The sequence below is a fragment of the Leptospira mayottensis 200901116 genome, from assembly GCF_000306675.2.
Classification (GTDB): domain Bacteria; phylum Spirochaetota; class Leptospiria; order Leptospirales; family Leptospiraceae; genus Leptospira; species Leptospira mayottensis.
This window is the reverse complement of the sequence record NZ_CP024871.1, coordinates 2,955,001-2,979,178: the sequence shown is the minus strand read 5'-3', so window position 1 is coordinate 2,979,178 and position 24,178 is coordinate 2,955,001. Positions and strand designations below refer to the sequence as shown.

Below are 24,178 nucleotides of genomic sequence, written 5' to 3'. Positions count from 1 at the left end.
TTTTTTATTGAATTCTTCTTTCAAGAGGGGCGCAGGAAGGTCGATTCGTAAAATCCTGAGAATGCCCAAATCGATGCAGAATTTGGAATGTAAATCCGATATCTTTTGAATCGAAGTATAAACAATGGCCGTTTTATATTCGATGTTTTGTTAAGAAATTGGCCCGTTCTAAATTTTAAAACCGGTGTTTCTCTTCTGAGAATTGGCGATTCCGATTTCCCAGGTCTTCGGGTTGCCCGCAAGAATCACTTGGTTTTTGGCTCTTGTGATTCCAGTGTATAAAATCTGACGGTTGAGAAGTCTATGAGAGCGTTCTTTTTCCTGAGATTCAGGATGATCCGGAATATAAATTAGAATTGTATCATATTCTGATCCCTGGCTTTTGTGAATGCTCATCACGAATGCCGGTTCGTGTTTTGGAAGAGTGTCTAACGCAAAGGGCAATAATTTCCCTTCGATCGGAAAAACTGCTCTGAGCTCTCCGGTCGATTCTATTCTTAAAACGATTCCGATGTCGCCGTTGAAAAGTTTTCTGTTTTTATCGTTCTGTGTGATTAAGATGGGAAGTCCTATAAAATAAAGACGTTTGGAAAGGCGTTTTGTGAAAAAATCCGGGTTTTGGCCTTTTCTATGGAAAAGATCCTGCGTGGCCAGATTCATAATTTTCGTTTGAATCGCTTCCACTCCCCAATAACCGTTTCTAAAAACGGTAAGGCAGCGGAATTTTTTCAGCTCCTCCTGAAATTTTAAAACGAAATTGGGCTCATTTAAATCGAAAGAATTCTTGATCTTCCAGGTCCCGATTTTGGAAATCCTGGGTTGAAGAATTCCGGTCCAAAGTTTTTCAACTAGTTCGTCTCTTGATAAGTGATCCGAAATCTTATTTGCGGAATTTTGCAACCATACGACTTCGCTTTCATATCTCAAATTTTCTCCGATCATTGTCGTTTTCGGAAAAGAGTCGTCGATCTTTGTTCCGAGATTTAGGTTTTCGGGGGAATATCTGAGAATCTCTTCCGCAAGAATAACGATCTTTGAAACGTTACCCTTCGATTTCTGACGATTGCTTTCCTTGAGTCTGGAAACGAAGTTCGCTTTTTTCGATTCTAATACGGATAAAAAGTCGCTTAACACCGCGCCCTTTTCCACAGAAGGAAGTTGATGAGGATCTCCGATCAGTATAAATCGGAACGGAATTTTTCCATCGTTTTTTTTAGTATTGCGAGGGATTGCGTTCCATAAGGAAAGCATCAGATTTAAATCGACCATCGAAACTTCGTCCACAATGATCAGTCGATGCGGAAGATATCTTTCACGATTGTAATAAAATCCGCCTAACGACGATTTGTAGGAAAGAAGTCCGTGAACTGTTTGCCCCCGTAAGAAATTGGATTCTTCTGTTTCGGAGATTTTTTTTAGGTTTTCCTGAATCGATTCTGTTAATCTCTGTGCAGCTCTTCCCGTAGGCGCTACGAGCGCGATTTCTTCGGGAGAAGGAAGTTGTCCGAGTTGATTCAAAATTTCTAACAGAAATGCGACGACAGTCGTTTTTCCGGTTCCCGGACCTCCGCTGACGATGTGAAAAGAGGAATTGAGACAGGAAAAGATCGCCTTTACCTGCGTTTCTTTTAATGAAAAACTTTTTGATTCCAGATTTTTAAGAATTTTCTCGGCACGGTATTGGTCGACTTTCGGTGGAACGTTGTTTTGAATCCTTTCCTTTAGGAGATTTTCCAGATCGGTTTTAGATTGATGTGTTTTTTCGAAGTAAACCCATTCCTTGTTTTCGAATTTGTCCACGACTAGACCGGGAGGTTTTAATTTTAAAACGTTCTTCCATTCCTTTTTTACGGGAACGCATAAACTTCCCTCTTCCATGGAACTCCAAATCGAATTCAGAATTTCTAATAAACAATCCGAGTCCGAAAATTTTTCGAGACCTTTTTTTTTGATCCCGGATTCGTCCAGGCCTAAAATATCCGATTTGAGTTTTTCGATAAAAGGGGAGAACGACTCTTCCATCAGAGATCCTCCAACCAGTGAACGGCGGTCAGTTCCTGTACGATTTTGTGGATTGTTTCCATTCTTTCTGGACTCCAATTAAAGTCCGAATAAATTCCGGAGCTCTCTCCGTGTTTCATCCCTCTTAGGAAAAAATAATATACTCCTCCAATCTTTTGAAAAACATCTTTCGGCCCGAATAGGTTCTTTAGATATTCGTAAAGTACCATCGCGTAGATGTCTCTTTGTAGATCGTATCGACTCTCCGTGTTTTCCACATTCCGTTGTAACGAAAGGGGAGAGTAGTCTTCAAGCAGATTCGATTTGTAATCTGCGATATAGAATTTATTTTTGATCTCAAAGACCAAATCAATGGAACCTTTTAAAAAGTTACCAGGATCTTTGCCCGCTGGATCCAAGTTCAAATGAAAGTCCATCTCCGAAATTCTATTTTCTTTACTAAGATCCACAAGGCTGAACAGGGTTTTATCCTGCAGAGGAATATTTGCATTTAAGGAATTCCACAGGATTTCTCCGGCTCTTTTTTGATAGATTTCTTTTTCTGAAAGGGTATTCTTTTTATTTTCTTTTGAGAGTCTAAAGTAATTTAAATAGAAATTCATTCTAGAAAGAACTTTCTGATTCTTTAAAACTTCCTTCGGTGTTTTGGTCTTAAAAAAAGAAAAATCCAGTTCTTCCAAAAGGGCATGTAAAAAAGAGCCGGTCGCGGCCGACGAAGGAAGTGCGTCTTCGGTTTCTGTGCCTTCCGCGTCATCGGATTTGAAATATTCTGTTTCTTCTAAAGTGGAAATAGGCTCACTTTCCGAAGTTTTAGCCCTGGTTTTCAGGGAAGAATAACTGTGCAAACGAATCATCTTGGAAGACTCAGATTCGCGGTGAAGCAGCGGTGTTAAACGGACTTCGGAGACCCAAGTTCGATTTCGTATATTCGGGTCTGTTTGGTCGAAAGAAATAGGAGTCCAAGCGATTGGATGAAACGAATTCGGATCCGGTTCGTTTTCCAGGATATGTTGTAATCTAGGATACAGGATTTTATAATATGCAGAATCTCTTGTCTTTTTGTGGTTCGTGGGAGTGTAGAAGGGGAGATATAGCCTGACTTTCGGGCGAGTGATCCCGACGTACAAAAGCCTTTTGTTTTCATTCAGAGATTGATAAGAATATTCTTCTTTGCTAATATTCTTTTCTTCTTCGTTGTCCCAAAAACTTAACTTCCAGGATCTTTCTCCGTCTTTTCCAGCAACCGGATAATCGTAAACCTCTGGAACAAAATTGCCGGAAAGATGGAACAGAAAAACGACAGGCCATTCCAAACCTTTGGAAGAGTGTAAAGTGAGAATTTGAACAGCGTCTTTTTCGGTTTCTTTTTCGAATAGGGGGGGCTCTTGTTCACTTTTGGACTCGGTCTGAAGTAGTTTCAATTCTTCTAATATTTCTTCCAAGTCGGCCTGATTGGCGATTTGGAACTGAAGCAATTTGCGGAAGATTTGTTCGTAGTTCGTTCTTTTCCTTTCCCAGTCTATATCTGTTTCGTCTTCGGTTAGGAATATTCTGCTGTCCTCCTCTATGGAACGGAACAGCTCAGGAAATTTACGATCAATCGCAAGGGTTTTCCACCGGTCTAAAGTAGTTTTTTCGTAGGACTCTATCGAATGTTCATCGAATGCGGCGAGATGATCGGGGTGGATTTGAAACAGATCACCCAATAAAAGTTTTCGATAGGAGGAGGGTTTATTCGGGTCTAAAAGGCATTCGAATATATTGGAAATCTGATACGATTCGGGAGATTGATAGATACCCTCTTGTTTATAAAACGAACAAGGAATTCCTCTGAGTTTTAAAGATTGTTCCGCAAGTTTTCCTTCCGCCTTACTCTTAACGAGAATTGCGATTTCTCTAAAGCTCAGTTTTTTTTCCGCAAAATGAATCTCTTCGTTGGATTCTTCTAAAATTTGATACGAAAACGAATTTTCACTTCGAGTAAGTTTCAGGATTTCTTCTCCAATGAATTGACCCCAAGCGTTTTTTGCATCGTCCGTTTTCCAGGTATCTTTTCCAACAAAACGTACGATTTGAATTGGGCCTTCCCTATGTTTGTCGCTTAATAAAATTTTCGGATTTTTTTCAGGAGCAGAAACCTCCGAGTATTCGATCGGAGTCGATTCGAAGTTTCGTTCTACGATCGGAAAAAAACTTTGTTCTCCGGTTTTACCACCGAATATTTCGTTATAAGCGCGGATCAACTCGGGAACGGACCTGTAATTGACGTTCAATGAAATCTCTTGAGCCTTATGTTTTTTTAATTCTTCCTTCGCTCGGAGATAGGTTCCGATATCAGCTCCTCTGAATCCGTAAATCGATTGTTTAGGATCTCCGATGAGATAAAGAGCTCTTTGTTCCGTTTTGTCGTTTTGTTCCAAAAAGAGTCTGGCGAAAATTTCATATTGAGCCGAATCTGTATCCTGGAACTCGTCTAAAATTCCGACTTTATATCTGCTTTGAAGAGCCTTGCAAAGGTGAGGATTTTTTAAAGAGTCCCTCGTTTGCAAAATCATCTGGTCGTAACTCATCCATTCGGACGTTTTAAATTCCCGTGCAACCATTTCTGCCGCGATCAATGCCGTTTTTTGACGGAAAGTTTCTGCATTCATCGGAGTCGTTTCGTTGGAATACGGATATTTTTTCCCACTCAAAAGTTTGGAACCGGCGATGAGAATATTCTCTTTTTGTGATATATATCCGGATAAGGAAAGAAACGTTTCAAGCTCTTCCGGATTATTCACCCAAGAGTTCCATTCTTCGTGTTGAAGCCTATACAAAGCCGAGTTCAGTCTTTCTTTCGAATCGGTTAAGACCCATTTGGAAGGTGTTTCCGTTTCTACCGGATATTCCTGCAGAATCATATTACAAAAACCGTGTATGGTGGAAATCGTAACCTGGTCGAGTTCTCTCGCTTCTTTCGTAAGCTCGGCCGCGATGAGTTTTTTTCGAAGTCTCTCTTTGAGTTCTCCCGCCGCCTTTTCCGTATATGTTAAAATCAAGATTTGAGTTAGAGGAATTTCGTATTTGCCTATCAGATCTTTTACGATTTCCATGATCGTATACGTTTTTCCCGTGCCTGCGGACGCTTCGATAAAGCTAGATTGAAACTCATAAGAACGTCTAACGTTCATATGAGTTCCTTCTTCCAATCTAAGAAGGGCTTATAGAAATTTTTAGCCCATTGGATTTGGGATTTTAGGATCAAGTTCGGAGTTTTGGGATAGAGTTTAACTAAAGAGGACAATCCGCTCTTAACTTCGTTTAATTCCTCCTTCAGGAAACGAATCCACGCGTTTTCATCGTCGAACACATCGTCCAGTGTTTTGTTTTTGGAGTTGCCTTGGATATTTTTTAGGTAATAATTGAGGAAGGCTTTTCGAGGAAAAAAGACAGGTTCTTCTTTCATATATTCCATTAGAATTTTTGCAAGGTATTTGATTCCGATAGACGGACTTTCGATATTATATTCGAGAAGGAGAGAGTTTTTCTTTTTGGGTTCTTCGGAAGGACGGGGTTTAAAGGAATAGATCTTAAAATTTTCGTTTGAAGAGGCGAAGGCAACTCCGGTTAAAAAAGGAAAACTCATCGTTCTCCAATAATCCTTGTAACCAAGATAATCCTCGCTAGGTTTTTCTTCCAAACTCTTCGAAAATAGCCAGTATAAGTTCCCGTCTTTTTCGATGACGTGTTCCCATTCTCCTTTGATGGAAAAGTGACCGGATTCTAGAGGGACTTTGAGTTCCGGCATTTTTTTACAGACCGAATCCGGTAGGCCAGTATCTCCTAAACTCAGGTACGGATAATACATTCCACCTTGAAAGATAGGCTTCCATTCGGAAAGGTTTCTACTTGTTGTTACGAGATATCGAACGAGATCCGTTTCTTGAATCTTCCCGAATACGGACCTTGGAAATTTTGCTGAAGACCTTTCCATTTCCAAAATCGGAGAAATTACTCGGAGGATTTTTTCCCGGTCCCAACTCCAAGGCTCTTTGGAAACCAAGTCTGGCACCATTAAAGCATGCATTTTTCTTAATATGGAAGTTTCCGCGATTGCATCCAGGTCGAAGATTTCTTTTTCGTGGTCACGACTTTCCTCTTCCTCAAGATACATCCCGAGTTTTCTTTTAAGATAAGTATCCAGGGGGTCGCTTAAGAATTGAGAGAGTTCCTTTATGTCGATTCCAGATAGAGGAGGTGTTGAACTCGTTTTGGCAAGTTCCTTCGGGTTTTGGAAACGATCGAGGATAGTATAATCGTTTCGATTTCCATTTACCCATATCCTCCCAAAGTCGTAGCTTACGAGACCTTGTTTTAATTCTTCGGGAGTATGTTTGTATTTTATACTATACGAATGTAGTGGGAGTTTGACTGCTTCCTTGACTTGCAGAGATTCCATGATTTCGAAAAGATGAGAACAAGGTTCGAAGGTTTTATCTTCCTGAAGATTTTTTCCGACATAGCTCAATGTGAGGGATTCTTTTGCCGAGTGAATGGTTTCCCATAAAAGGGATTCTTGAATTTCTCTACGAGAGATATCCCATTCTTCCCGGAAGTCTTTCCTAAGATTTAGTTGGGAGCGGTCGTTGGAGCCGGGAAATTTTCCTTCTCCTAAACCTAGGATATAAATGTGTTTGAAAGGAAGCGGACGCATGGGTTGTAGGAGCGAAATCGTAACTCCTCCCGTGAGATACGCTCCCTTACGATACGGTATCTGATCGAAGATCTGTTCCGTAATAAATTTCAGAAGAGCGATTCCTTCCTCTTTACTTTGTAATTGAATTCCCTCCCACTCAAAAAGAGATTCCAACCAATTTTGAAAGAGCTTTCCTTCTTGTTCGTATTTTCCTGGAAATTCGAAAAGTTCCTCCAAAGAAGTTCGAACGATCTTGAGATAATCGAAGGTCCAAAGGATTGTTTTCCCTTCGGAGAAAGAAAGAATGTCGTTTTTCGCTTTGAGGACGGTTTCCCAAAAATTAGTGAGGTGGAAAGAATTCTCGTCCGATTCGAGAGAGATCGGAGCGATCTTGTATTTCGTCCAAGCGAATTCCTGGGATAAGATGGAAGAAAGTCGTATTCTTTTAAGTCCATTAGAAATTTGGAATGAATCTTTCTCTCTTCCGGATTCTTCGTATTGAACTCCCGATGTTTCGATCAGTTTTTCAAGAATTGATAAACTTTCCGAATCACTCCGAATATTGCTGTGTAAGAGAGGGTTTCGAAGAAGTTTGAGTAGGCTACTTTTGTCGATGGAGTTCCCGGAGCAGATTTTCCAAAAGTTCATCAAACCTCGATAAAGTAAAGAAGCTTCGTTCGCCTTAATATCTGTCAAAGAATAAGGAATTTTTTTTCGAATCGGGTCCGCATCTGCTTTAGTTTGTAAAAGAATTCCGCCGTCAAACACCCATTCGACGGCCGGACGATAGACACGCATATCCGTAACGAGAATCGCAAAATCTAAATAAGTCGATTGATGATCCTGATTCATTTTATAGAGAATATCGTTTGCCACCGATTCTATTTCCCGGTACGGAGAAGGAGCGTTCCAGAATCGAACCGAAGCGTCTTGCGAAAGATCTTGAGGGTTATCTCTGTTTTGATTCCCTTTCAGAGTGTTTCGAAGGGTTGAGAGCTTTTTCGGATACGTATGAGAACTTTCCAAATTTTTAAAAATGACTCCGGGAATGGAAGTGGTTCTTGAAGCGATATGAGACTGGGGATTGGACCATCTTTCCGGTCCGAGAAAGTTATTCGCGTTTGAAACGTAGCCCGTATGAAATTGATACAGATAGATCGGAAGTTTATCTTTTTGAGAAAGGGATTCTAAAATTCCGAGATACGTGTCTGCGAGGTTGGACAAACAAAAAAGATGCAGGGAAGGAAAATTACGAGGGGAATGCGTTTTGTCTTTCTGTATTTCTTTGAGGAAAAATTGGACGAGTGTATTTGGTTCTTTGGAATTCAAAAAAACTTTTTGGTACAATACTTTTTGAAAATGGTAGTACTCGTCTTCTTGGGGGAACGGAGATGGTCGGCGGGAGATCATAGGAATGTCGATTCCCTTTTCCTTTGCCCAACTTTGAATCCAAGAGGATCGGTTTAATTCGTAATCTTTATAAAGCGAAGTCAACCTTGCGCTCAAAGAAAAAGCTCGCGTGATATTTTCCAGGAATGAGCGTAAAAATATTGTCTCTTTCGAATTTGCGTTTTCGATCAGAAAGGTGAGAATTTTTCTTTGAGTTGCCTCCCGGCTTGGGAACGCGCGTTGGAACGGATCGTAGTCCAGGTTCGCTCTGAGGTGAAAGTATTCTTCAAGGGCTTTTTCAAGATAAAGGAATCTAAGATTTGCGGAAAGTCCAGAAAATCGAGAAAGATTCAAGTTCAACCAAAGTTTCATGTTCGTGCTTGGGACTACGATTACGGGCGAATGCAAAGGAAAATTTTTTCTTTCTTCGAGGATATTTCCAGAGAGTTCGACGGCCATGTCTTCGAGCGATAGACTTGTGATGTGAGTGATTGACAAGCGACTACTCCGGCCTTGAATACGAACATTTTAAGAATTCGGCATCGTGGCAAGTAATTACGTTTTCTCTTGCTTTCAAAGATCTAAGATAAATTCTAATCGTAATGCATTCTCTTAGTCAGCTCAGGAACCTTTTCGGAATTTCTACATTCAGAAGTTCTCAAGAGAGGATCATTTTGGACGTACTTTCCGGGAAGAATTGTTTGGTCGTCATGCCGACGGGAATGGGAAAGTCGATTTGTTATCAACTTCCTTCTCTTGCTTTGGATGGATTGACCGTTGTTATTTCACCTTTGATCGCGTTGATGCAGGATCAGGTTTTAAAGTTGAAGCGGCTTGGAATCGACGCGGGTTATATCAATTCCTCTCTTTCCAAACAGGAAAGACTTCGATGCTATCAGGATTTGAAAGAAGGAAAATACAGAATCATGTATGTTTCTCCGGAACGATTTCGCAAGAAAGAATTTATAGGTTCACTTCAACTTAGAAAGGTATCTCTTCTTGCGATCGACGAAGCTCATTGTATTAGTCAGTGGGGACACGATTTTAGACCGGACTATACGAAAATTGGAGAATTTCGGGAAATTTTAGGAAAACCGACTATAATAGCATTAACCGCAACTGCTACTCTTGAAATTCAAAAAGACATCGTGCATCAAATGGGTCTGCAGGAATCGGAAATCCAAGTTTATAACGAAGGAATCTGTAGACCAAACTTGTTTCTGGACGTTCGAACTTTTGTCGATGAACCTTCCAAATCGGATGCGATTCTGGAACTTTTGAAAAAACAAAGAAAGAGTACGATCGTTTATTTCAATTTGATTCGGAATTTAGAAAAGTTTGGGGAGAAATTGGATGTACAAAAAATTCCACATAGAATCTATCACGGACGTTTGTCTCCCGAGCAAAGAAAAAAAGTTCAAAAACAATTTTTAGAATCGGAAGATACGATTTTACTAGCAACGAATGCATTTGGAATGGGAGTTGATAAGCCGAATATACGGATGATCATACACGCGGAACTTCCTTCTTCTTTGGAAGGATATTACCAGGAAATCGGAAGAGCGGGAAGGGACGGCAACGCATCCGATTGTCACGTATTTTACGACCAAGACGATTTGACCGTATTAATGGATTTTATCGAATGGCAAAATCCGGACGCATCTTTTATCGCTCGTACCTACCAAACTATGGAGCGACTCGGAGAAAAATTGTCTTCGATCGAATACGACGAATTGCAGTCTATGATCGTTCATAAAAATCGAGGAGATCATCGGCTTCAGACCGTTCTCAATTTGTTTGAAAGGCACGGAGTTACTTCGGGAGAATTGGAAAAGAAGTCATTGAAATTGAGATCTCCGTTACCGGATGTTCTTTGCTCTTCCGAATATTTGGAACGAAAAAAGAAAACGAGTTTGAAACGATTGTACCAAATGCTTCTTTATCTGAAATCGGAAAGATGCAGAAGGGAGCTCGTCTACGAATACTTCGATGCGAAATGGAATGGATGCGGAAACTGCGACGTCTGTAAATATCAAACGACGGGAGTACGAAAATAGACGAGTTTGCATTTGCAAATGTTGGATAGAGGTTGCAAATTCGTCTCGCTAATTTTCTGAAATAGATATCGATATATATATGGTGGAAGCCTTCGGTTTTACCGAAGATAAAAAAAATCAGCAAACCATCTTGAAAATAATCCAAAAGCAATTATATAAGTTTAAAATCCATTTTTTTAAGTGATTTCTAAACGTCTGAAGAGTGGATTTTTTCGTTTACAATCTTTTTTTTGCGCATAGGGTAAAATTAGGGAGAACAAAATATGAAGATTTTATTATATATTTTAGCCGGGTTTGTCGCTTTGGTCGTAATTCTTACGTTTGTTGCTCCAAAAGAATTACGTTTAGAAAGGGAAATAGTAATCAATCAACCAAAGAGAATCGTTTTTACGGAATTGAAACTTTTGAAAAATCACGAGCAATGGGATGCTTGGTCTAAAAAGGATCCGCAAATGAAAAAGGAATTTAAGGGGAAGGACGGCACGGTCGGATTCATTTTTTCTTGGGAAAGTGAAAATCCCGAAGTGGGGACTGCGGAACAGGAAATCACGAATATAATAGACGGAGAACGACTTGAAACTCGGATTCGTTTTAAAAAACCGTTTGAGGCTAATTTTGATTCTTATCTAACTACTGTTTCCGTAGATGAAAATCGGACGAGGGTGCTGATAGGCATGTCGGATCAAATGTCTTTTCCGATGACCGTAATCAGTTTTATCACTAATATCTGTTTCGACCAGCAACAGAAAGTTATCAGAAATATGGACGATAGTTTGAACAACCTTAAGAGTCGGCTTGAAAGATAATAGAACCAAGTCTTAAAACTTTAGTGGGTTTTAAGATTAAGAAAAATATTGCTTGATAATAACTAAAAAGGACGGGCTTGACTCAGAGAGCCGGTTTCAAGACTTCAAAACTTATCCCTAAATAAACGATCCGACAAATTTCTAAAAAATGCGAAAATTTCCACAGATACGTCTAGCGGTTTATAACACTTTTGCGCGCGTTTCCCTGTTGTTTAAAATTATATGAGTTCTTACATTTTAGGTTTTGGGACCAGGCTCCTTGAGTGTAACTCATTCGGGTTTAAAGTTGCCATCAAGAACAACTTATCGGTCGAAGGTTTATGTGTTAGTATCTTCGACCGAAATTTCTTGACTTGTTCGAACTCCGAATGGTTTCAAAGAAGCGTTTTCTTAGGCGGTTCTTTTTCTAAAATTCCGTGTGATTTTCCCGATCCGTCGTATTCATTCGACTTTTCGTTTCAACTCGGAATTTGATCGTAACATTCTGAGAAAATTTACGTAAGTATATTCAAAAATAAATATATACTAAATCCAGAAACGATCGTTGAATTTTATCGTATTATTTTATTTCCACAATTTTTTTGATGTTGTTCAAACCGGTTTCAAAGTCCTTTCCGATCATCTGATCCATATCGCAGAAAAGTCCCATCACTTTGGAAATGAATGCGTTCGAACCATACATCGCCCAGGTGACATGAGTCATGCCGTTTTTTACGATTAAGGAAAATTCGGTAGTGTTGTGCGCTTCAAAAGGGGAAAGAAAGTCTAATTGCATTTTGATACTGGAGGGAGAATTCGCTTCTATGATTTCCATACGACCTTTTCCTACTTCACTATTTCCTTCCCATTCATAAATGGAACCTACTCCGGAAACGGCGCCGTTAAAAGTTTTTTTCATTGCGGGGTCTAATTTTTCCCAAGGGGACCAGGAGGCCCAACTATGATAGTCGTTGATCAGAGTAAAGATCTTTTCGGGTTGCGCGTTCATGCTCAACGTTCTTTCGTAACGAAAGTTAGCCGGTTTGGTGGAAGCGACCGCAAGCGTACCCAAGACGAAAATTACGAATGCTCCGAGCACAGCTAAAACGATTGTTTTTAATTTCGACATAAAATTCTCCTAATGAATTTTTTAACTTTTTTATTTTACCAGATATTCTACCAGGCGATCCATAGCTTGATTGATATCTTCGATTGATAAACGGTTTCGATGTTCTAGTGTTTTAAATAGCATCCTCCTGTGCAAAGTGTTTTCCCATTTTGCGTCCATTCCGGTATTGGGCCTTGAATTTACACTGGGGACTCTTTTATTTATTTTAGGATTGCTTCGAGTTTATCGAGGGATTCGTTCCAACTCGCGTTTGTCATATCGCTCACCTCACCGACTGGAATACCAGTATGACGCAAGGTTAATTTCGTTTTTCCTTGATGGTTTTCGAAAGTAAGAGTTACTAAAAGAGATTCTGGCCAATAACCTTGAATACCGTATTCGGATGCAGGAACGGTATTACCGTCTTTGTCTGAAAAACTATCTGTTTGAACAATTTTTTCTGGTCTTACAATTTCTTTGTAAACACCGGCAGACCAGAATTCTTGGCCGTCTAACGCGCGCATACAGAAGATATATTTACCACCCACACGAAAATCGATATTACAAACCGGCGATGTAAAATTTTTCGGTCCCCACCATTTCATTACTTCTTTCGGGACTGTCCAAGCGTCGAAAACCGTTTCTCGAGGTGCGTTGAAAATCCGAGTAATAACTAAGTCGTCGTTTGTTTGATTTGCCATTTTGATTCTCCTTTCTTTTTTCAATTTCATAATGAAATGTTCGCCTTACGGTTTGCCCCGAAATCCGGATTTTCTACTACAAAGAAACCCAAAAAGTTGTAAACTCTACGTTATAACACTTTCGATTCGGAGAGTAGAATGACTGGATCGTTTTAAGACGGGTAAGAATATTAGTAAATTTTATTTTTCTTATAGATGCCAAATCCCTTCTAACCTTCTATTTGCGGGGCGTAGAGCCCAAGATAATGCTACTAGAACGAGAGCGATTAGAGGAAGTATCGCGTGGATTATTTCGGTTCCGGCAACCGCGTTTGAAACTGACGCCGCTGTGAGGTTGAAAAACATTCCTGCGTATGCCCATTCTTTGAGAAGAGGAAAACGTGGAACTGTGATCGCAATTGCGCCGAGAAGTTTCCAAACCCCTAGAAGACTTATGAAGTAAAGAGGATATCCGAGTTGAGTTATACCAGCGATAACTTCCGGTCCGCGATTGAGATACACATAGCTTGCAAATGCGTAGTTAGCGGCGGTAAGGGCGGTCGCTAACCAATAGATAATGGTTTTAATTTTTTCCTGATTCATAGTCTGTTTTCCTTTCTTGGTTTGTTTGTATTTTTTGAAGTTCTTGTAGATACTCGTCCAGACGATCCAATCTGGCTTCCCAAATCTGTCGATATTCGTCGATCCAATTCGCTACTTCTTTCAAAGGTCCGGGCTCTAAACGAGCCGGTCTCCATTGGGCTTCCCGACCTCGGGAAATGAGCCCTGCCTTTTCCAACACTTTGAGATGCTTTGTGATTGCTGGAAGACTCATGGAAAAAGGTTCCGCAAGTTGTTTCACCGTGATTTTTCCATACCGAAGAGATGCCAGAATTTTACGGCGAGTCGGGTCTGCTAGGGCAGCAAAAGTAAGACTAAGTTGATCTGTTTTCTCTTCTTGTTGAACCATACGGTTAATTAACTTATAGGTTAAATTGGGTCATTTAAAATTTTTGTCAAATCCTTTCCTATAAAAAATTGCGAGAGTATGTTAACTGAGTGGATAATTTAACAAATTGCCTCTAAAAAGTCAAAAAGTCCACTCAAATCCTTTGTTTTTCTAACAAATTGATCATTTGTATCAAGCTACTTATTGCGTCGAGTCTTGGCTTAAATAAGTAGGTTTGGTGTAAGAATAAGCGGTCTTGTATAACTCTTATTTTTCTTGCAGGAAGAACGGAATTGGATTCTTAAAAGTGAAAATTCCTGCGGGACAAGAGTTCTAAAAGAAATTCGGATATGTCTCTGAGCCGCAAACCAATATAACAAGTTTTGAAAATCCGCATTATTTAAGTTCCTCGGGTTTTGAAGAAATCGAAATTTTTCTTTTTTCCAATTTGATTGAAATCAAAAGTGCGAAAGAATTTTTGAATGTGATGATCAGCGCACAGCTCCAATTCATGAAAAGTAAAATAGAAAAATTCCATTGGGATGAAAAATAAAAAATTATGTTCGATTATCTTAAACAAACAATTGATCCACCTTCCCATTTCTCTTTCTTCGGAAGGTCACACATCGCGATTGCGAGAAAGCCTGTCTTAAAAACCTTAAAAAAAATCAGTTATAATGATTCAGTAGTTCGTAATAAAATATAAAAGTTCTCACAAATTACATCCCTGTAATAGTTTACGAGCTTTCGAACGTATTTTATAACTGTTAAGTTTTCGTCGAGGCTTCCTATATTCTGAGGTTGTTAAAACAAGCTCTTAATTCTTGTTTTAAAAATCTATAATAGAGTTGTTGGAAATTCCATAGTGGAGATTAACAAAACTGCTTTAATCTTTCATCTCAATGAAACAGTCGGAGAGTTAATTTTTCAACAACTCTATTATAGGATGCTTTCGAGGGGAGCTTTGCGTTTATCCAAATATTGAAACGAAAGTTTTTACAGGTTTTATTATCAAGTTAAGAAATTGCTAGTTTTAGTTACCCAAAGAATCATTCGAAGTTTAAAATCTGAATTTCGTTTTAATACGTTTGGATTTGTGAATCTTAGTATTTTATAAATTAGGCGTTTACCGATTTTCGCATCGCCTCAAATTGGAAAAAATGTCCGATAAAGCTATAGAAATTCGAAAATTAAACCTCCAACTGAGTCAAAGGACGATTTTGGATTCCGTTTCATTTGAAGTCGATTCTGGAACGATTCTGGGAATTTTAGGACGTTCGGGCTCTGGGAAAACATCCCTTTTTCGCGCGATATTAGGAGTTCCCGCAGTTAAAAATTCAAAACAAAGCGGATCGATTTTTATTTTCGGAAAGGGTCGAAAAGAAATTCCGATCCATGAGTTGCAACCTGTCTTTCAAGATTCGGTCGGAAGTTTTAATCCGACTTGGTCTTTGGAAAAGGCAATTCGGGAACCGCTTCGAATTTTAGGGGGAGAAATTGCAAAGAGGGGAGAGGAATCTTTTCAAGACCTACTACAATCGTTTCAGTTGTCTGGCAAAAATCTGAATCGAAATGTTCTTTCTTTTTCTGGTGGAGAACTTCAAAGAGCGGCAATTCTTCGCGCGTTACTCACTGAACCTAAGATTCTTTTATTGGACGAGGCATTAGGCGCCTTGGATCCGATTCTTTTAAACGAAGTTCTGTTTTTTTTGAAAAGAGTTTCGAATGAAAAGAAAATTACGATTCTTCTCATCACTCATAGTTTGAGAACCGCGAAGAAGTTTTGTGACAACATAGGGATATTAGAAAAAGGTAAATTACTCGATTTTGGGAAAACGGAAGAAGTATTGGTAAATTATAAAAGTTCTTTTACGGGGGAACTCATCCGTGCAACCGATTTGAGCTCCCTCCGCGTTTGATCAGATATCGATTTGATAGAGATTTTTTCTGTCTTTTTTGTCTTTGTATAAAGCGATCATGATATCGATCCGGTAAATCGAGGATCTAAGGCTGGACTCTAAAAGTCTAAGCGCTTTGATCTGATTTTCCAGAGAAATATCACCCACTCTGGTGTTCTCTATTTTGTCGAATTTTTCGAGTTTGACCTGAGATGCCAATACGTCCGGAGGAGAGAAAATCAATCTTTTATTTTCAAAAGCGAATTCGTACTGAATTCTTTTTTTCTCAGAGGCAAGTTCAACTTCCTTGATTTTGCCGCCCTCAAACTTAAAACGAACGTATTTGAGCAGGTTGCTCTCGTACCCCTCGTCGAAAGTAAAAGGAATGTCTTCCGTGACGATTGTCTGCACCTTTTCCAGTTCCGGTCTCAGAATTACGAGAAGAGAATGTTTCTTCTCTAAATCCGTTAGTCTCTCATTGATCGTGGTTTCCAGATCTCTGACGATTTTCTGAAGGGATTTCGTGTAAGAACTTCCCTGTTCAGAGAATACATCGGAACGACTCAAGTCCGCCTGTCCTTTCTCTTTACTCTGCGCAAATGCAGGAATGTTAAGGAGGATAAACAGGATTGTGAGCCAGGTGATTTTTTTCATAAATTCCTCCAAGTTCAAAATAACGAAGGAAAATTAAAAAAAAGCAAACCTTTTTCATTCGGTTTTGTTTTCTTCTTCCATGGATTTGATTTCGGCAAAACGTTTTGCGAGATCTCTTCTTCTTTCGATCACCTTATAAGAGAATTCGGAGAAGAACGGATCATTCGGATATTTGAGAAGTTGTTCGTATTGATCCGCCGCTGTGACATAATCTCCTACTTTACTGGCAGTTTCGGCGTAAAAGAAATGAAATTTCTTATTGTACTGTTTCTTCTGCCCTAAATCGTCCACAAGTTCCGTGTTCTTAAAAATTCTATAAGCATAGAGATCCTTGGAGGAAAGAAGTTCGATTCTCGCTCTTCCCATTCTTGCATCCGGGCTTTGTTCGTCGATTTTTGCAGCTTCTTTGATGTAAATGAGAGCGCGATTTTTGAGATCGGTTCGGATGTAGTGGTCTGCCAAAAGGAGAAGAGCTTCCGTGTGAAATTTGTTAAGCGAAACCGCTTTTTTCCAGAGAATTGTGGCGTTGATCGGTTCTCGTATAATTTCATACAACGTTCCCAAGTGAATAAAAGTTCTGTAATATTCCGGGATTTCTGCGCTTGCGTATTCGAATTGTATGATGGACTTTTGATATTTTTTTTCTAGGTGATATGCGCGGCCTAAGTTATAGCGGAAAGGAAAAAATTTAGGATCGAAACGCACACCTTCTTCCAACATGGAAATTGCTCTGAGCCTGTCTTCGGTTTTTCCTTTTTCCAAAAGAGAAACTGCCTCGTTGTTAAAAAGCCCGCTATTATAAATCTCCTTTCTTTCGAATAAAAAACTTCCCTGAGATGGAGGAGGGTCTCCTTTCCAATTTCTTCCCGCCGTGAGAATAAAGTCCTGATCCGTTCGTAAAAAAGAACCTTCGTTGTAGTATTCGGGAGAAAGAATTTCATTTTCTCCCCAAAGCAAACCGGAATAGTATTGACCGCCGATTTGGATCTGTGCTTCGACGCTTTTGTAGGTAAAAACGAGAATGAGTGATAGTAAATAGGGAAAAAGGGACAAAAAGGAGATAGGATAAAGAGTTTTCCGAGGTAAAAAGTAAAAGTGATTTGAGCGATTCCTATTCACTACCTCTAAAACCTTGAGTTTGACCACCTATCCTTAACACTCCGACATCTAAAAAACGCATTGTAAATTCCGTTTCTGAAGAGACTCTGGTTTCATAAGAGGAACCGTTTTGACATTCAATGAACAAGCGCTTTTCGTTTGTAAAGACTTATCTTATTCTATCGGAAAAAAACGGATTCTCAAACAGATTTCATTTTCTCTTTTCCGCGGAGAACTCGTGCTACTTCGAGGAGACAACGGGGCCGGAAAAACAACTCTTCTCAGAGCGATCCTCAATCACGAACACCATAAGGATTCTTTTTCTTTTATGGACTCTAGATCGACAAAGCCTCGAATTTCTTACTTAGGTCACGAACTCGGACTTTATACCTCTCTCAGTCTTGAGGAAAATCTGCGTTATTTCCTTTCCATCGCAAAAATGGAATATTCGAAAGATAAAGTTGGTACCCTTTTAAAGTCGTTCCAGCTCTGGGCGAGAAAACAGGATCCGATCTTTACCTTTTCCAGAGGAATGAGGCAAAAGGCTGCTTTGGTGCGAGCACTTTTGACAGGAGGGGACTTGATGCTTTTGGATGAACCGTTTACGGCTTTCGATCAATCCGGACTCGAAACCGCGATTCCTGTTTTGGAGGAATATTCTCTAAATTCCGCGGTGTTGCTTGTGACTCACGATCCCCGCATTTCTTTCTCTCGCAAAACGAAGTCGTTGACTCTAAAGGGGGGGAATCTTGAAACTTCTGTTCTTTCTGTTCCATAAGGAATTTCTGTTATTAGGAAGGGCGGTCAACGGAATATTATCTATTCTCGTTCTCATCACTTCGATTGTATTCATTTTCAATTATGCGTTGGAACAGACCGGAAAACTTGATCGTCAGACCCTGATCGGAATCAAATGGTCCGTTTTATTCCTTACTTCTTATGTTTTTATCGGCCAATCCGCTTGGGAAGAACGGGAAAACGGTGGAGGGAAAATCAGCTCTCTTTTCCTTCCAATTTGGATGCGTTTTCTTTCCAAGTCCCTTGCCGTTTTTTCAGGGCTTACGATTGCCGCCGTTTACTTAATGATTTTATTATCTGTTTTTTTTCAAACGTTCCCTTTGGGGTGGAAAGATCTTACAGTGAATCTGATTTTCCTTTTGCCCGGGGTTCTTTGTATTTCTTTTTTGGGAGTCGCTTTGAGTCATATCAGCGATTCTTCCAGACTCAAGGAAATTCTGCTTCCGCTTTTGATGATTCCGTTTACGATTCCGATCCTTCTTTTCGGAATGGAAGCGGAAAGAAAACTTGAAAGAATGCCCGTGTTTGATCCGATTCCCGGAATTGCTATCTTACTTTCGTTTTGTATTTTTTACGCGGGAATCGGAATTCTACTTTTGGAACTTTCCGGAGACGAACCCTAAAGAATCGAAGAATCTTTCTTGATTCTACCGACATTCTTACGAATACTCTATTTCGTATGAAAATTCGTATCGCTCATCCCATTTGGGATTGGGTCTTATCTGCGGTTTTTTTAATAGGTTTCCCGATCGCCGTTTTATTGTCGCTCAATTATCCGAATGTGATCTTGCAACAAGGAACGGCTCACAGAATTTTTTACTTTCATGTTCCGGTCGCTTGGGTTGCTCTTTACGGCCCGATTTTTTCTCTCGTTTTCGCGGTTCTTTATCTGATTCGAAAAGAATCCAAATGGGATTTGCTTTCTTTTTCCGCAAATCAGATCGCTCTTCTGTTTGCGGTGGGTGTGATATTTTCGGGGAGAATTTGGGCGCTCAGCGCCTGGGGAGTTCCCTGGGATAAAACCGATGCGAGACTTCAATCGTTTACGGTTTTGTTTATTAGTTTGATAGCATATTTCGTTTTTCGAATATTAATCACCGACGCTTCCAAGAAAAAAATATTCTCCGCTTTCCTGAGTATTCTCTGTGCCGTGAACGCCGTCATTACTTGGGGGGCGATTCGTTGGATGGATAATCCGGGGAATCATCCGGAGTCAATTCTTGGAAAAGGAGGAATGGATTCCGACATACGTCTGAGTTTCTGGATAGGAGTTTTTGCGTATCATATTCTGTTTTTGACATTATTCCGTTTCACTTATCGTTTGTCTAAGATCGAAGACCTTCGCGATAGTTTACCGGAAAGGGAAGAGTAAAAAAACTTTGTCCTCTCCAAATTATAGTCTTTATACGGTTCTTGCGGTCGACGATTCCGAGATAAATTTAAAGTTGATCGTACATACCCTAAAACCTTTGGGCTTTCAGATTTTTACAGCGGAGTCCGCCGCAGACGCGCGTAGCGTTCTTCTTACAAATCGAGTGGATGTACTTTTGTTGGATGTAAGTATGCCTGACCAAGACGGTTTTTCCTTTTGTAGAGAACTCAGAGAAATTGAAAGATTCAAACTTCTTCCCATTCTTTTTATTACTGGGATCAATCGCGAAGTCGGTTTTGACGAAGCAGTTTCTCACGGTGGAGACGACTTTATCCACAAACCGTTTCAGCCGAAGGAGTTGATTGCCAAAATACGCGCTTTTATTCGAATTAAAATTCTTCAGGACGAGGTTTTAGAACAAAAAAGAAATTACGAGAGGGAGCTCATCATGGCGAGAAAAGTCCAGCAGGAACTTCTCCCCGAAAAAGAATTGGAATGGAACGGAATCAGTTTGAGTACAATCTTTCAACCTCTGATGCAGATCGGTGGGGATTACACGGACGCTTGGATTGAAAACGATTCTCTCCATATTTTTATCGCGGATTGTTCCGGTCACGGTCCTTCCGCGGCCTTACTTGCTGCGATGCTCAAGATGCAGGTCTCCAGCCTTTCTCCGGATCAAAGTTTGCAAGAGAAGGTGCAGACGCTTCGTCATAATCTTGAGAAAATTCTTCCCGACGAATTTTCGATTACCTTCTTTTACGGAATCTTAAACAAGAATCTGAGCTTCGAATACTCGAACGGAGGACATCCTCCTCCGATTCTCTATCAAAATGGAGAGGTAACAACTCTTTCCGGAATGGGGCCTCTCATCATTCCGATTGAAATCAACGTAAAAGAAGAATTCAAATCCGTTCAGTTTGAGAAAGGTTCTTATCTTCTTCTTTATACGGACGGCGCAACCGAGATCACCGACAAAAGTATGAACATTCTCGGAGAAGAAAAATTGAAAAGGATCTTTCAAGAAAGCGTTTCCAAAGAGGGAGATATTCTCGTTTCGATGATGGAATCCATTCTTGCACATTCGGACAGAGGCACGAATGATGACGATATCGCTATGATGGTATTGAAACTATGAATCTACCGACGTACAGAGGAAAAGTTAGGGATATCTACGATCTCGGCGATAAACTGATTCTTTCCTCTTCGGATCGTATTTCCGCTTTCGACGTCGTTTTTCCGCAGACCGTTCCAAACAAAGGAAAGGTTCTCAATCGGATTTCTACTTCTTGGTTTGAATTTTTTAAAAACGTTCCCAATCATATTTTAGAAACGGACGTGAGGAATTTTCCTTTCCCATTTCGAAGCCGTGAGGAATTGGAGGGTCGGTCGGTTCTTGTAAAAAAGTGCAAACGGATTGACTACGAATGTGTGGTTCGTGGTTATATCGCGGGTTCCGGTTGGAAGGAATACAGGAGTGAGGGAACTCTTGCGGGCGTAAAACTTCCCTCAGGTTTAAAAGAATCCGCAAAACTTCCCGAGCCGGTTTTTACTCCCGCGGTTAAAAATGATCAAGGCCATGATGAGAATATCTCCGAAAAAGAGATGGAGAATCGGATCGGAAAAGAACTGTTCGGGATTCTGAAAGAAAAATCGATTTCCATTTTCTTGCGTGCCTCTGAAGTGGTAGATAGTGCGGGAATCATTCTTTGTGATACTAAATTCGAGTTCGGAATTTTGGACGGACAAGTCATTCTGATTGACGAGCTTTTGACTCCGGATTCTTCCCGGTATTGGTCTGCGGATACGTATTCCGTAGGAATTTCTCCCCCGAGCTTGGACAAACAGATTCTTCGGAATTATCTGGAAGCTACGAGTTGGAACAAGATACCCCCCGCGCCCGGTCTCCCGGCGGAACTTATCCAAGAGCTGAGAGAAAAATATCAGAAGATAGAGGATCTCATTCTTTCATGTATATCGCAAAAATCCAAGTAGTCCTTAAGGAATCCGTTTTGGATCCGCAGGGAAGTACGGTAAAAAAAGTTCTCTCCGAAGTCGGTGAAAAATCCGTTCAAGATGTGAGAGTTGGCAAGTATATTGAACTCAAGATCGACGCTCCGAACGAAGAAGCTGCTAAAAAGGATGTAGAGAGACTTTGCGATAAGATTCTCGTCAATCATGTAATAGAAACATATTCTGCGAATATTCAAAAAATATGAAAGTTGCGATCGTTACTTTTCCGGGTTCCAATTGTGATTCGGACATCTACCGCGTTTTAAGGGATCAATACCAAGCGGAAGTGGATCTAGTCTGGCACAGGGACCAGTTCAGTAAAAAATACGAGTTGGTGATTCTTCCGGGAGGTTTTTCTTACGGAGATTATCTTCGTTCCGGTGCTATGGCGGGTTTTTCTCCGGTGATGAAGTCCGTTAAGGAACATGTGGACAAGGGGGGAAAACTTTTTGGGATCTGTAACGGCTTTCAAATTCTTACGGAAGCGGAGTTCCTACCCGGGGTTCTCACAAGAAATAAAACTCTCAAATACATCTGCAAAACCGTGACCTTGAAAAAAGGTTCTTCGGGAAATCCGGTGACTGCATCTCTCGATTTTCGAAAAGAATTGAAAATTCCGATTGCTCACGCGGACGGCTGTTATTATGCAACGTCCGACGTTATCAAACGACTCGAAGACGAAGAGAGAATTTTATTTCGTTACTTCGGGGAAAATCCGAATGGTTCTCTTGAAGCGATCGCAGGAATCACGTCCAAAAATTTCAAGGTTGCCGGAATGATGCCTCATCCGGAAAGGGCGATGAATCTAGTGACCGGTGAAGTTGATGGAAAGATTGTTTTAGATCTGATTTTGAGTGTTTGAAATTACGTGGGCGAACAAATTCGTTTTGAATTTTCGTTTTTCTAAATATATGATTCAATCCTAAATAAATGGATTTGATTGTGGCTTAATCTGTAGGAAACGAATTCCGTTTTTGATTATTTTTTTAGCCTCCATATTGATCGTCCGATTGTGTTTGTGAGTATATCGCCTTATGAATATTAGGCGGATAAACTACCGATTCCCAATTATTTCTCCAAGACTTACCAACATCGGATATTGGCTGTCCTATTTGGCGGAAAAATCATCAAGATTTTTCTTCGCGATCTCTTCCGATGGAGATTTGTAGATGGCATTTAAATCAATCGTCAATTCTTTCTTCTGTTTGTAAGAAATCCATTTCAAGAAATTCCTTACTATACGAACAATACAAAGTTGAACTTGCACTTTAGGAAAAATGGATATGATTTTATCATCGAATCTGGAAATCCTGAGTCTGATCTTTCTAAATTATCTGCAGTTTGCTCATTGTATTTTATCCTTGTTTTTTGATTTTATAACAAATCATTTACACACTGGACCTAACACCCTTTTCGTATATATACTTTAGTTGGTTTTCTTGTCTTTTTTGCATTTAGAACTTGTCCTAAAATCTCAGAATGTAGGAACTCCAACCGGAGTGTAATAAATAACTAAAGGGACGTTAATGTGTGTGCTTCTTCGTTTTGTGAAAAATTTGCGATGATATTTCTACGGAAGTTTTGGGGCAAGCTCTTAACCCAACCCTTTCAAGTTTATAAGGACGTTTTGTTTAAATGAATGTAGTTATACGAATGGTGTTGTTCGGGAATCTGTAAAGGGAAATTAAAAAAGTTAAAGCCAACGACTTCGAAAATCAAAAATATGGGAATGTAAGTAATAAGAGAGTGATGTAAATGTATCTAAAAATTAGAATATTCAGTTTTTTGGGAATAATATTACCGATGAGCATACAAACTCAGGCGCAAACTCAAACGACTGCTCCCACGAATCCATTACTACGAGGTACTTGGTATGAGGACCAGGAGCAAAAAGAAGCTGTACTCTACAACCGAGTAATGAAATATTTTCGACCGAATTCCCATTTCGTTTGGAAGACGGATCTACATGGGAGAAATTATCGTTTTTACAAAGACGGAAGGGTGGAATTCTTGATAGACCGCGATTTTAGGGAGGTTTTCCCAGACGTTTCCGAACTTGATGTGCACAGAAGCGAAGCGAAGGCTTTGGCGGAACATGGGGAACCGTATTCTGCGATTCGTTTGTTGAAGGGCATCGGACTTTGTTATCGATTTCAATTTGGAAAATTAGTTCCAGAAGGTTATCGAAGCGCTACTGAAGAACTGAGTCGTTTGATGAAACATATGGCTCACAAAAGAGGAGAGGTGGATGATCTTACCGACCCATACGGATGCACAAAAAAGAATATTCTAAAAATAGAAAGTGATCCTTTTCGGTTTTCATTGGAGACGACGGACGATTGGAGGCATTATTTTCCGGAACCGGAAACTCCTGAAAGTGGAAGGGAAGAGGATCACGTCTGGAAGATTCGAAGGTATTATCAATCGATTCCATTTAAAGAACAAGAGGAATATACTACTACCGAGACAAAGAAAATCCAACCCGGAGATAAAAACGGATTTTTGCAGAATGAGGAATGGGAAAATATATATCGATCCCAGTCCGAAAAATTCCTTTACTACAGACCGGATAGGATTCTGTTCACAATTGGACTCACGTATCATCCAGTTGCTGCAGTTTATAATTCCAAAAATTATTTTCAACTCTGGGATCTCAAACGTGGGATCAATCCTCGAA

At 40.0% G+C, this 24,178-nt stretch carries 19 protein-coding genes and 2 pseudogenes (1 of these 21 cut by a window edge); 11 read left to right on the top strand and 10 right to left on the bottom strand.

The genetic code is table 11. The features are described 5' to 3' along the window. Window positions 1-168 precede the first annotated feature (168 nt). Genes recD through LEP1GSC190_RS13530 form a run of 3 tightly spaced genes read right to left on the bottom strand, consistent with a single transcriptional unit; the run spans window position 169 to window position 8,587 of the window. Window positions 169-2,022 (bottom strand): exodeoxyribonuclease V subunit alpha, encoded by a 1,854-nt coding sequence (recD, locus tag LEP1GSC190_RS13540; protein WP_002746822.1) that lies wholly within the window; start codon window positions 2,020-2,022, stop codon window positions 169-171. Then, window positions 2,022-5,195 carry a UvrD-helicase domain-containing protein gene (locus LEP1GSC190_RS13535; RefSeq protein ID WP_002746905.1) on the bottom strand — a complete coding sequence of 1,058 codons (3,174 nt, stop codon included), beginning with the start codon at window positions 5,193-5,195 and terminating at the stop codon, window positions 2,022-2,024. Before LEP1GSC190_RS13535 ends, recD begins: the two co-directional genes overlap by 1 nt. Continuing rightward, window positions 5,192-8,587 carry an exodeoxyribonuclease V subunit gamma gene (locus LEP1GSC190_RS13530; RefSeq protein ID WP_002746756.1) on the bottom strand — a complete coding sequence of 1,132 codons (3,396 nt, stop codon included), beginning with the start codon at window positions 8,585-8,587 and terminating at the stop codon, window positions 5,192-5,194. The genes LEP1GSC190_RS13535 and LEP1GSC190_RS13530 overlap by 4 nt, the downstream gene beginning before the upstream one ends. 104 nt (window positions 8,588-8,691) lie before the next feature. Here LEP1GSC190_RS13530 and LEP1GSC190_RS13525 point away from each other — a divergent pair, with 104 nt between their 5' ends. Beyond that, a complete protein-coding gene (locus tag LEP1GSC190_RS13525; RefSeq protein WP_002746888.1) occupies window positions 8,692-10,146 on the top strand; it encodes a RecQ family ATP-dependent DNA helicase in 1,455 nt (484 codons plus the stop codon). Window positions 10,147-10,409: 263 nt separating this feature from the next. Continuing rightward, window positions 10,410-10,952, top strand: coding sequence for an SRPBCC family protein (locus LEP1GSC190_RS13520; protein ID WP_002746750.1), 543 nt, complete (start codon window positions 10,410-10,412; stop codon window positions 10,950-10,952). Window positions 10,953-11,511: 559 nt separating this feature from the next. Here LEP1GSC190_RS13520 and LEP1GSC190_RS13515 read toward each other — a convergent pair. The 4 genes from LEP1GSC190_RS13515 to LEP1GSC190_RS13500 all read right to left on the bottom strand — a co-directional run bounded on the left by LEP1GSC190_RS13515 (window position 11,512) and on the right by LEP1GSC190_RS13500 (window position 13,689). Further along, window positions 11,512-12,060 (bottom strand): SRPBCC family protein, encoded by a 549-nt coding sequence (locus tag LEP1GSC190_RS13515; RefSeq protein WP_002746742.1) that lies wholly within the window; start codon window positions 12,058-12,060, stop codon window positions 11,512-11,514. 200 nt (window positions 12,061-12,260) lie between these two features. Beyond that, a complete protein-coding gene (locus LEP1GSC190_RS13510) occupies window positions 12,261-12,770 on the bottom strand; it encodes an SRPBCC family protein (RefSeq protein ID WP_002746896.1) in 510 nt (169 codons plus the stop codon). 159 nt (window positions 12,771-12,929) lie between these two features. Further along, window positions 12,930-13,322: a DoxX family protein gene (locus LEP1GSC190_RS13505; protein WP_002746779.1), complete on the bottom strand. Its 393-nt coding sequence runs from the start codon at window positions 13,320-13,322 to the stop codon at window positions 12,930-12,932. After that, the gene (locus tag LEP1GSC190_RS13500; RefSeq protein WP_036037062.1) at window positions 13,303-13,689 is read right to left on the bottom strand and encodes an ArsR/SmtB family transcription factor; all 387 of its coding nucleotides are present in this window, start codon (window positions 13,687-13,689) and stop codon (window positions 13,303-13,305) included. Before LEP1GSC190_RS13500 ends, LEP1GSC190_RS13505 begins: the two co-directional genes overlap by 20 nt. Window positions 13,690-14,828: 1,139 nt before the next feature. On the opposite strand from LEP1GSC190_RS13500, the gene LEP1GSC190_RS13490 reads away from it, so the two are divergent. Continuing rightward, entirely contained in the window at window positions 14,829-15,587 is a 759-nt protein-coding gene (locus LEP1GSC190_RS13490; RefSeq protein WP_002746730.1) for an ABC transporter ATP-binding protein, read from the top strand. Here the strand turns inward: LEP1GSC190_RS13490 and LEP1GSC190_RS13485 are convergent. Both LEP1GSC190_RS13485 and LEP1GSC190_RS13480 read right to left on the bottom strand, forming a co-directional pair. Next, window positions 15,588-16,278: pseudogene (locus tag LEP1GSC190_RS13485) on the bottom strand (hypothetical protein). Next, entirely contained in the window at window positions 16,275-17,282 is a 1,008-nt protein-coding gene (locus LEP1GSC190_RS13480; protein ID WP_420844310.1) for a tetratricopeptide repeat protein, read from the bottom strand. Before LEP1GSC190_RS13480 ends, LEP1GSC190_RS13485 begins: the two are co-directional and overlap by 4 nt. Window positions 17,283-17,448: 166 nt before the next feature. Here LEP1GSC190_RS13480 and LEP1GSC190_RS13475 point away from each other — a divergent pair, with 166 nt between their 5' ends. From LEP1GSC190_RS13475 to purQ, 7 genes are read left to right on the top strand one after another with little or no spacing between them, the layout of a single operon-like run. Beyond that, window positions 17,449-18,096 carry an ABC transporter ATP-binding protein gene (locus LEP1GSC190_RS13475; protein WP_002746892.1) on the top strand — a complete coding sequence of 216 codons (648 nt, stop codon included), beginning with the start codon at window positions 17,449-17,451 and terminating at the stop codon, window positions 18,094-18,096. Further along, window positions 18,068-18,739: a heme exporter protein CcmB gene (locus LEP1GSC190_RS13470; protein WP_002746749.1), complete on the top strand. Its 672-nt coding sequence runs from the start codon at window positions 18,068-18,070 to the stop codon at window positions 18,737-18,739. The genes LEP1GSC190_RS13475 and LEP1GSC190_RS13470 overlap by 29 nt, the downstream gene beginning before the upstream one ends. Window positions 18,740-18,795: 56 nt before the next feature. Next, on the top strand, window positions 18,796-19,488 hold the full coding sequence (gene ccsA / locus LEP1GSC190_RS13465; protein WP_002746811.1) for a cytochrome c biogenesis protein CcsA: 693 nt from the start codon (window positions 18,796-18,798) through the stop codon (window positions 19,486-19,488). A 7-nt stretch (window positions 19,489-19,495) separates the two neighbouring features. Then, entirely contained in the window at window positions 19,496-20,626 is a 1,131-nt protein-coding gene (locus tag LEP1GSC190_RS13460; RefSeq protein WP_002746907.1) for a PP2C family protein-serine/threonine phosphatase, read from the top strand. Next, a complete protein-coding gene (locus LEP1GSC190_RS13455; RefSeq protein WP_002746846.1) occupies window positions 20,623-21,483 on the top strand; it encodes a phosphoribosylaminoimidazolesuccinocarboxamide synthase in 861 nt (286 codons plus the stop codon). Before LEP1GSC190_RS13460 ends, LEP1GSC190_RS13455 begins: the two co-directional genes overlap by 4 nt. Next, window positions 21,459-21,707, top strand: a complete 249-nt coding sequence (gene purS / locus LEP1GSC190_RS13450; protein WP_002746718.1) for a phosphoribosylformylglycinamidine synthase subunit PurS — start codon at window positions 21,459-21,461, stop codon at window positions 21,705-21,707. The genes LEP1GSC190_RS13455 and purS overlap by 25 nt, the downstream gene beginning before the upstream one ends. Further along, on the top strand, window positions 21,704-22,363 hold the full coding sequence (purQ, locus tag LEP1GSC190_RS13445; RefSeq protein ID WP_002746885.1) for a phosphoribosylformylglycinamidine synthase subunit PurQ: 660 nt from the start codon (window positions 21,704-21,706) through the stop codon (window positions 22,361-22,363). Before purS ends, purQ begins: the two co-directional genes overlap by 4 nt. An 88-nt stretch (window positions 22,364-22,451) precedes the next feature. Here purQ and LEP1GSC190_RS19860 read toward each other — a convergent pair. Then, window positions 22,452-22,801, bottom strand: a pseudogene (locus tag LEP1GSC190_RS19860) (transposase); the annotation flags it as partial. 503 nt (window positions 22,802-23,304) lie between these two features. Here LEP1GSC190_RS19860 and LEP1GSC190_RS13435 point away from each other — a divergent pair. Then, window positions 23,305-24,178 carry the 5' portion of an LIC10775 family protein gene (locus LEP1GSC190_RS13435; RefSeq protein ID WP_237578384.1) on the top strand. It continues 224 nt past the right edge of the window, so 874 of the gene's 1,098 nt are visible here — the first part of the coding sequence; it begins with the start codon at window positions 23,305-23,307; its stop codon lies off the right edge, out of view.

Excerpts from the sequence above, each read along its gene's own strand:
- recD (WP_002746822.1), bottom strand. The coding sequence starts at position 2,022 with ATGGAAGAGTCGTTCTCCCCTTTTATCGAAAAACTCAAATCGGATATT.
- LEP1GSC190_RS13535 (WP_002746905.1), bottom strand. The coding sequence starts at position 5,195 with ATGAACGTTAGACGTTCTTATGAGTTTCAATCTAGCTTTATCGAAGCG.
- LEP1GSC190_RS13525 (WP_002746888.1), top strand. The coding sequence starts at position 8,692 with ATGCATTCTCTTAGTCAGCTCAGGAACCTTTTCGGAATTTCTACATTC.
- LEP1GSC190_RS13520 (WP_002746750.1), top strand. The coding sequence starts at position 10,410 with ATGAAGATTTTATTATATATTTTAGCCGGGTTTGTCGCTTTGGTCGTA.
- LEP1GSC190_RS13515 (WP_002746742.1), bottom strand. The coding sequence starts at position 12,060 with ATGTCGAAATTAAAAACAATCGTTTTAGCTGTGCTCGGAGCATTCGTA.
- LEP1GSC190_RS13510 (WP_002746896.1), bottom strand. The coding sequence starts at position 12,770 with ATGAAATTGAAAAAAGAAAGGAGAATCAAAATGGCAAATCAAACAAAC.
- LEP1GSC190_RS13505 (WP_002746779.1), bottom strand. The coding sequence starts at position 13,322 with ATGAATCAGGAAAAAATTAAAACCATTATCTATTGGTTAGCGACCGCC.
- LEP1GSC190_RS13500 (WP_036037062.1), bottom strand. The coding sequence starts at position 13,689 with ATGGTTCAACAAGAAGAGAAAACAGATCAACTTAGTCTTACTTTTGCT.
- LEP1GSC190_RS13490 (WP_002746730.1), top strand. The coding sequence starts at position 14,829 with ATGTCCGATAAAGCTATAGAAATTCGAAAATTAAACCTCCAACTGAGT.
- ccsA (WP_002746811.1), top strand. The coding sequence starts at position 18,796 with ATGAAAATTCGTATCGCTCATCCCATTTGGGATTGGGTCTTATCTGCG.
- LEP1GSC190_RS13455 (WP_002746846.1), top strand. The coding sequence starts at position 20,623 with ATGAATCTACCGACGTACAGAGGAAAAGTTAGGGATATCTACGATCTC.
- purS (WP_002746718.1), top strand. The coding sequence starts at position 21,459 with ATGTATATCGCAAAAATCCAAGTAGTCCTTAAGGAATCCGTTTTGGAT.
- purQ (WP_002746885.1), top strand. The coding sequence starts at position 21,704 with ATGAAAGTTGCGATCGTTACTTTTCCGGGTTCCAATTGTGATTCGGAC.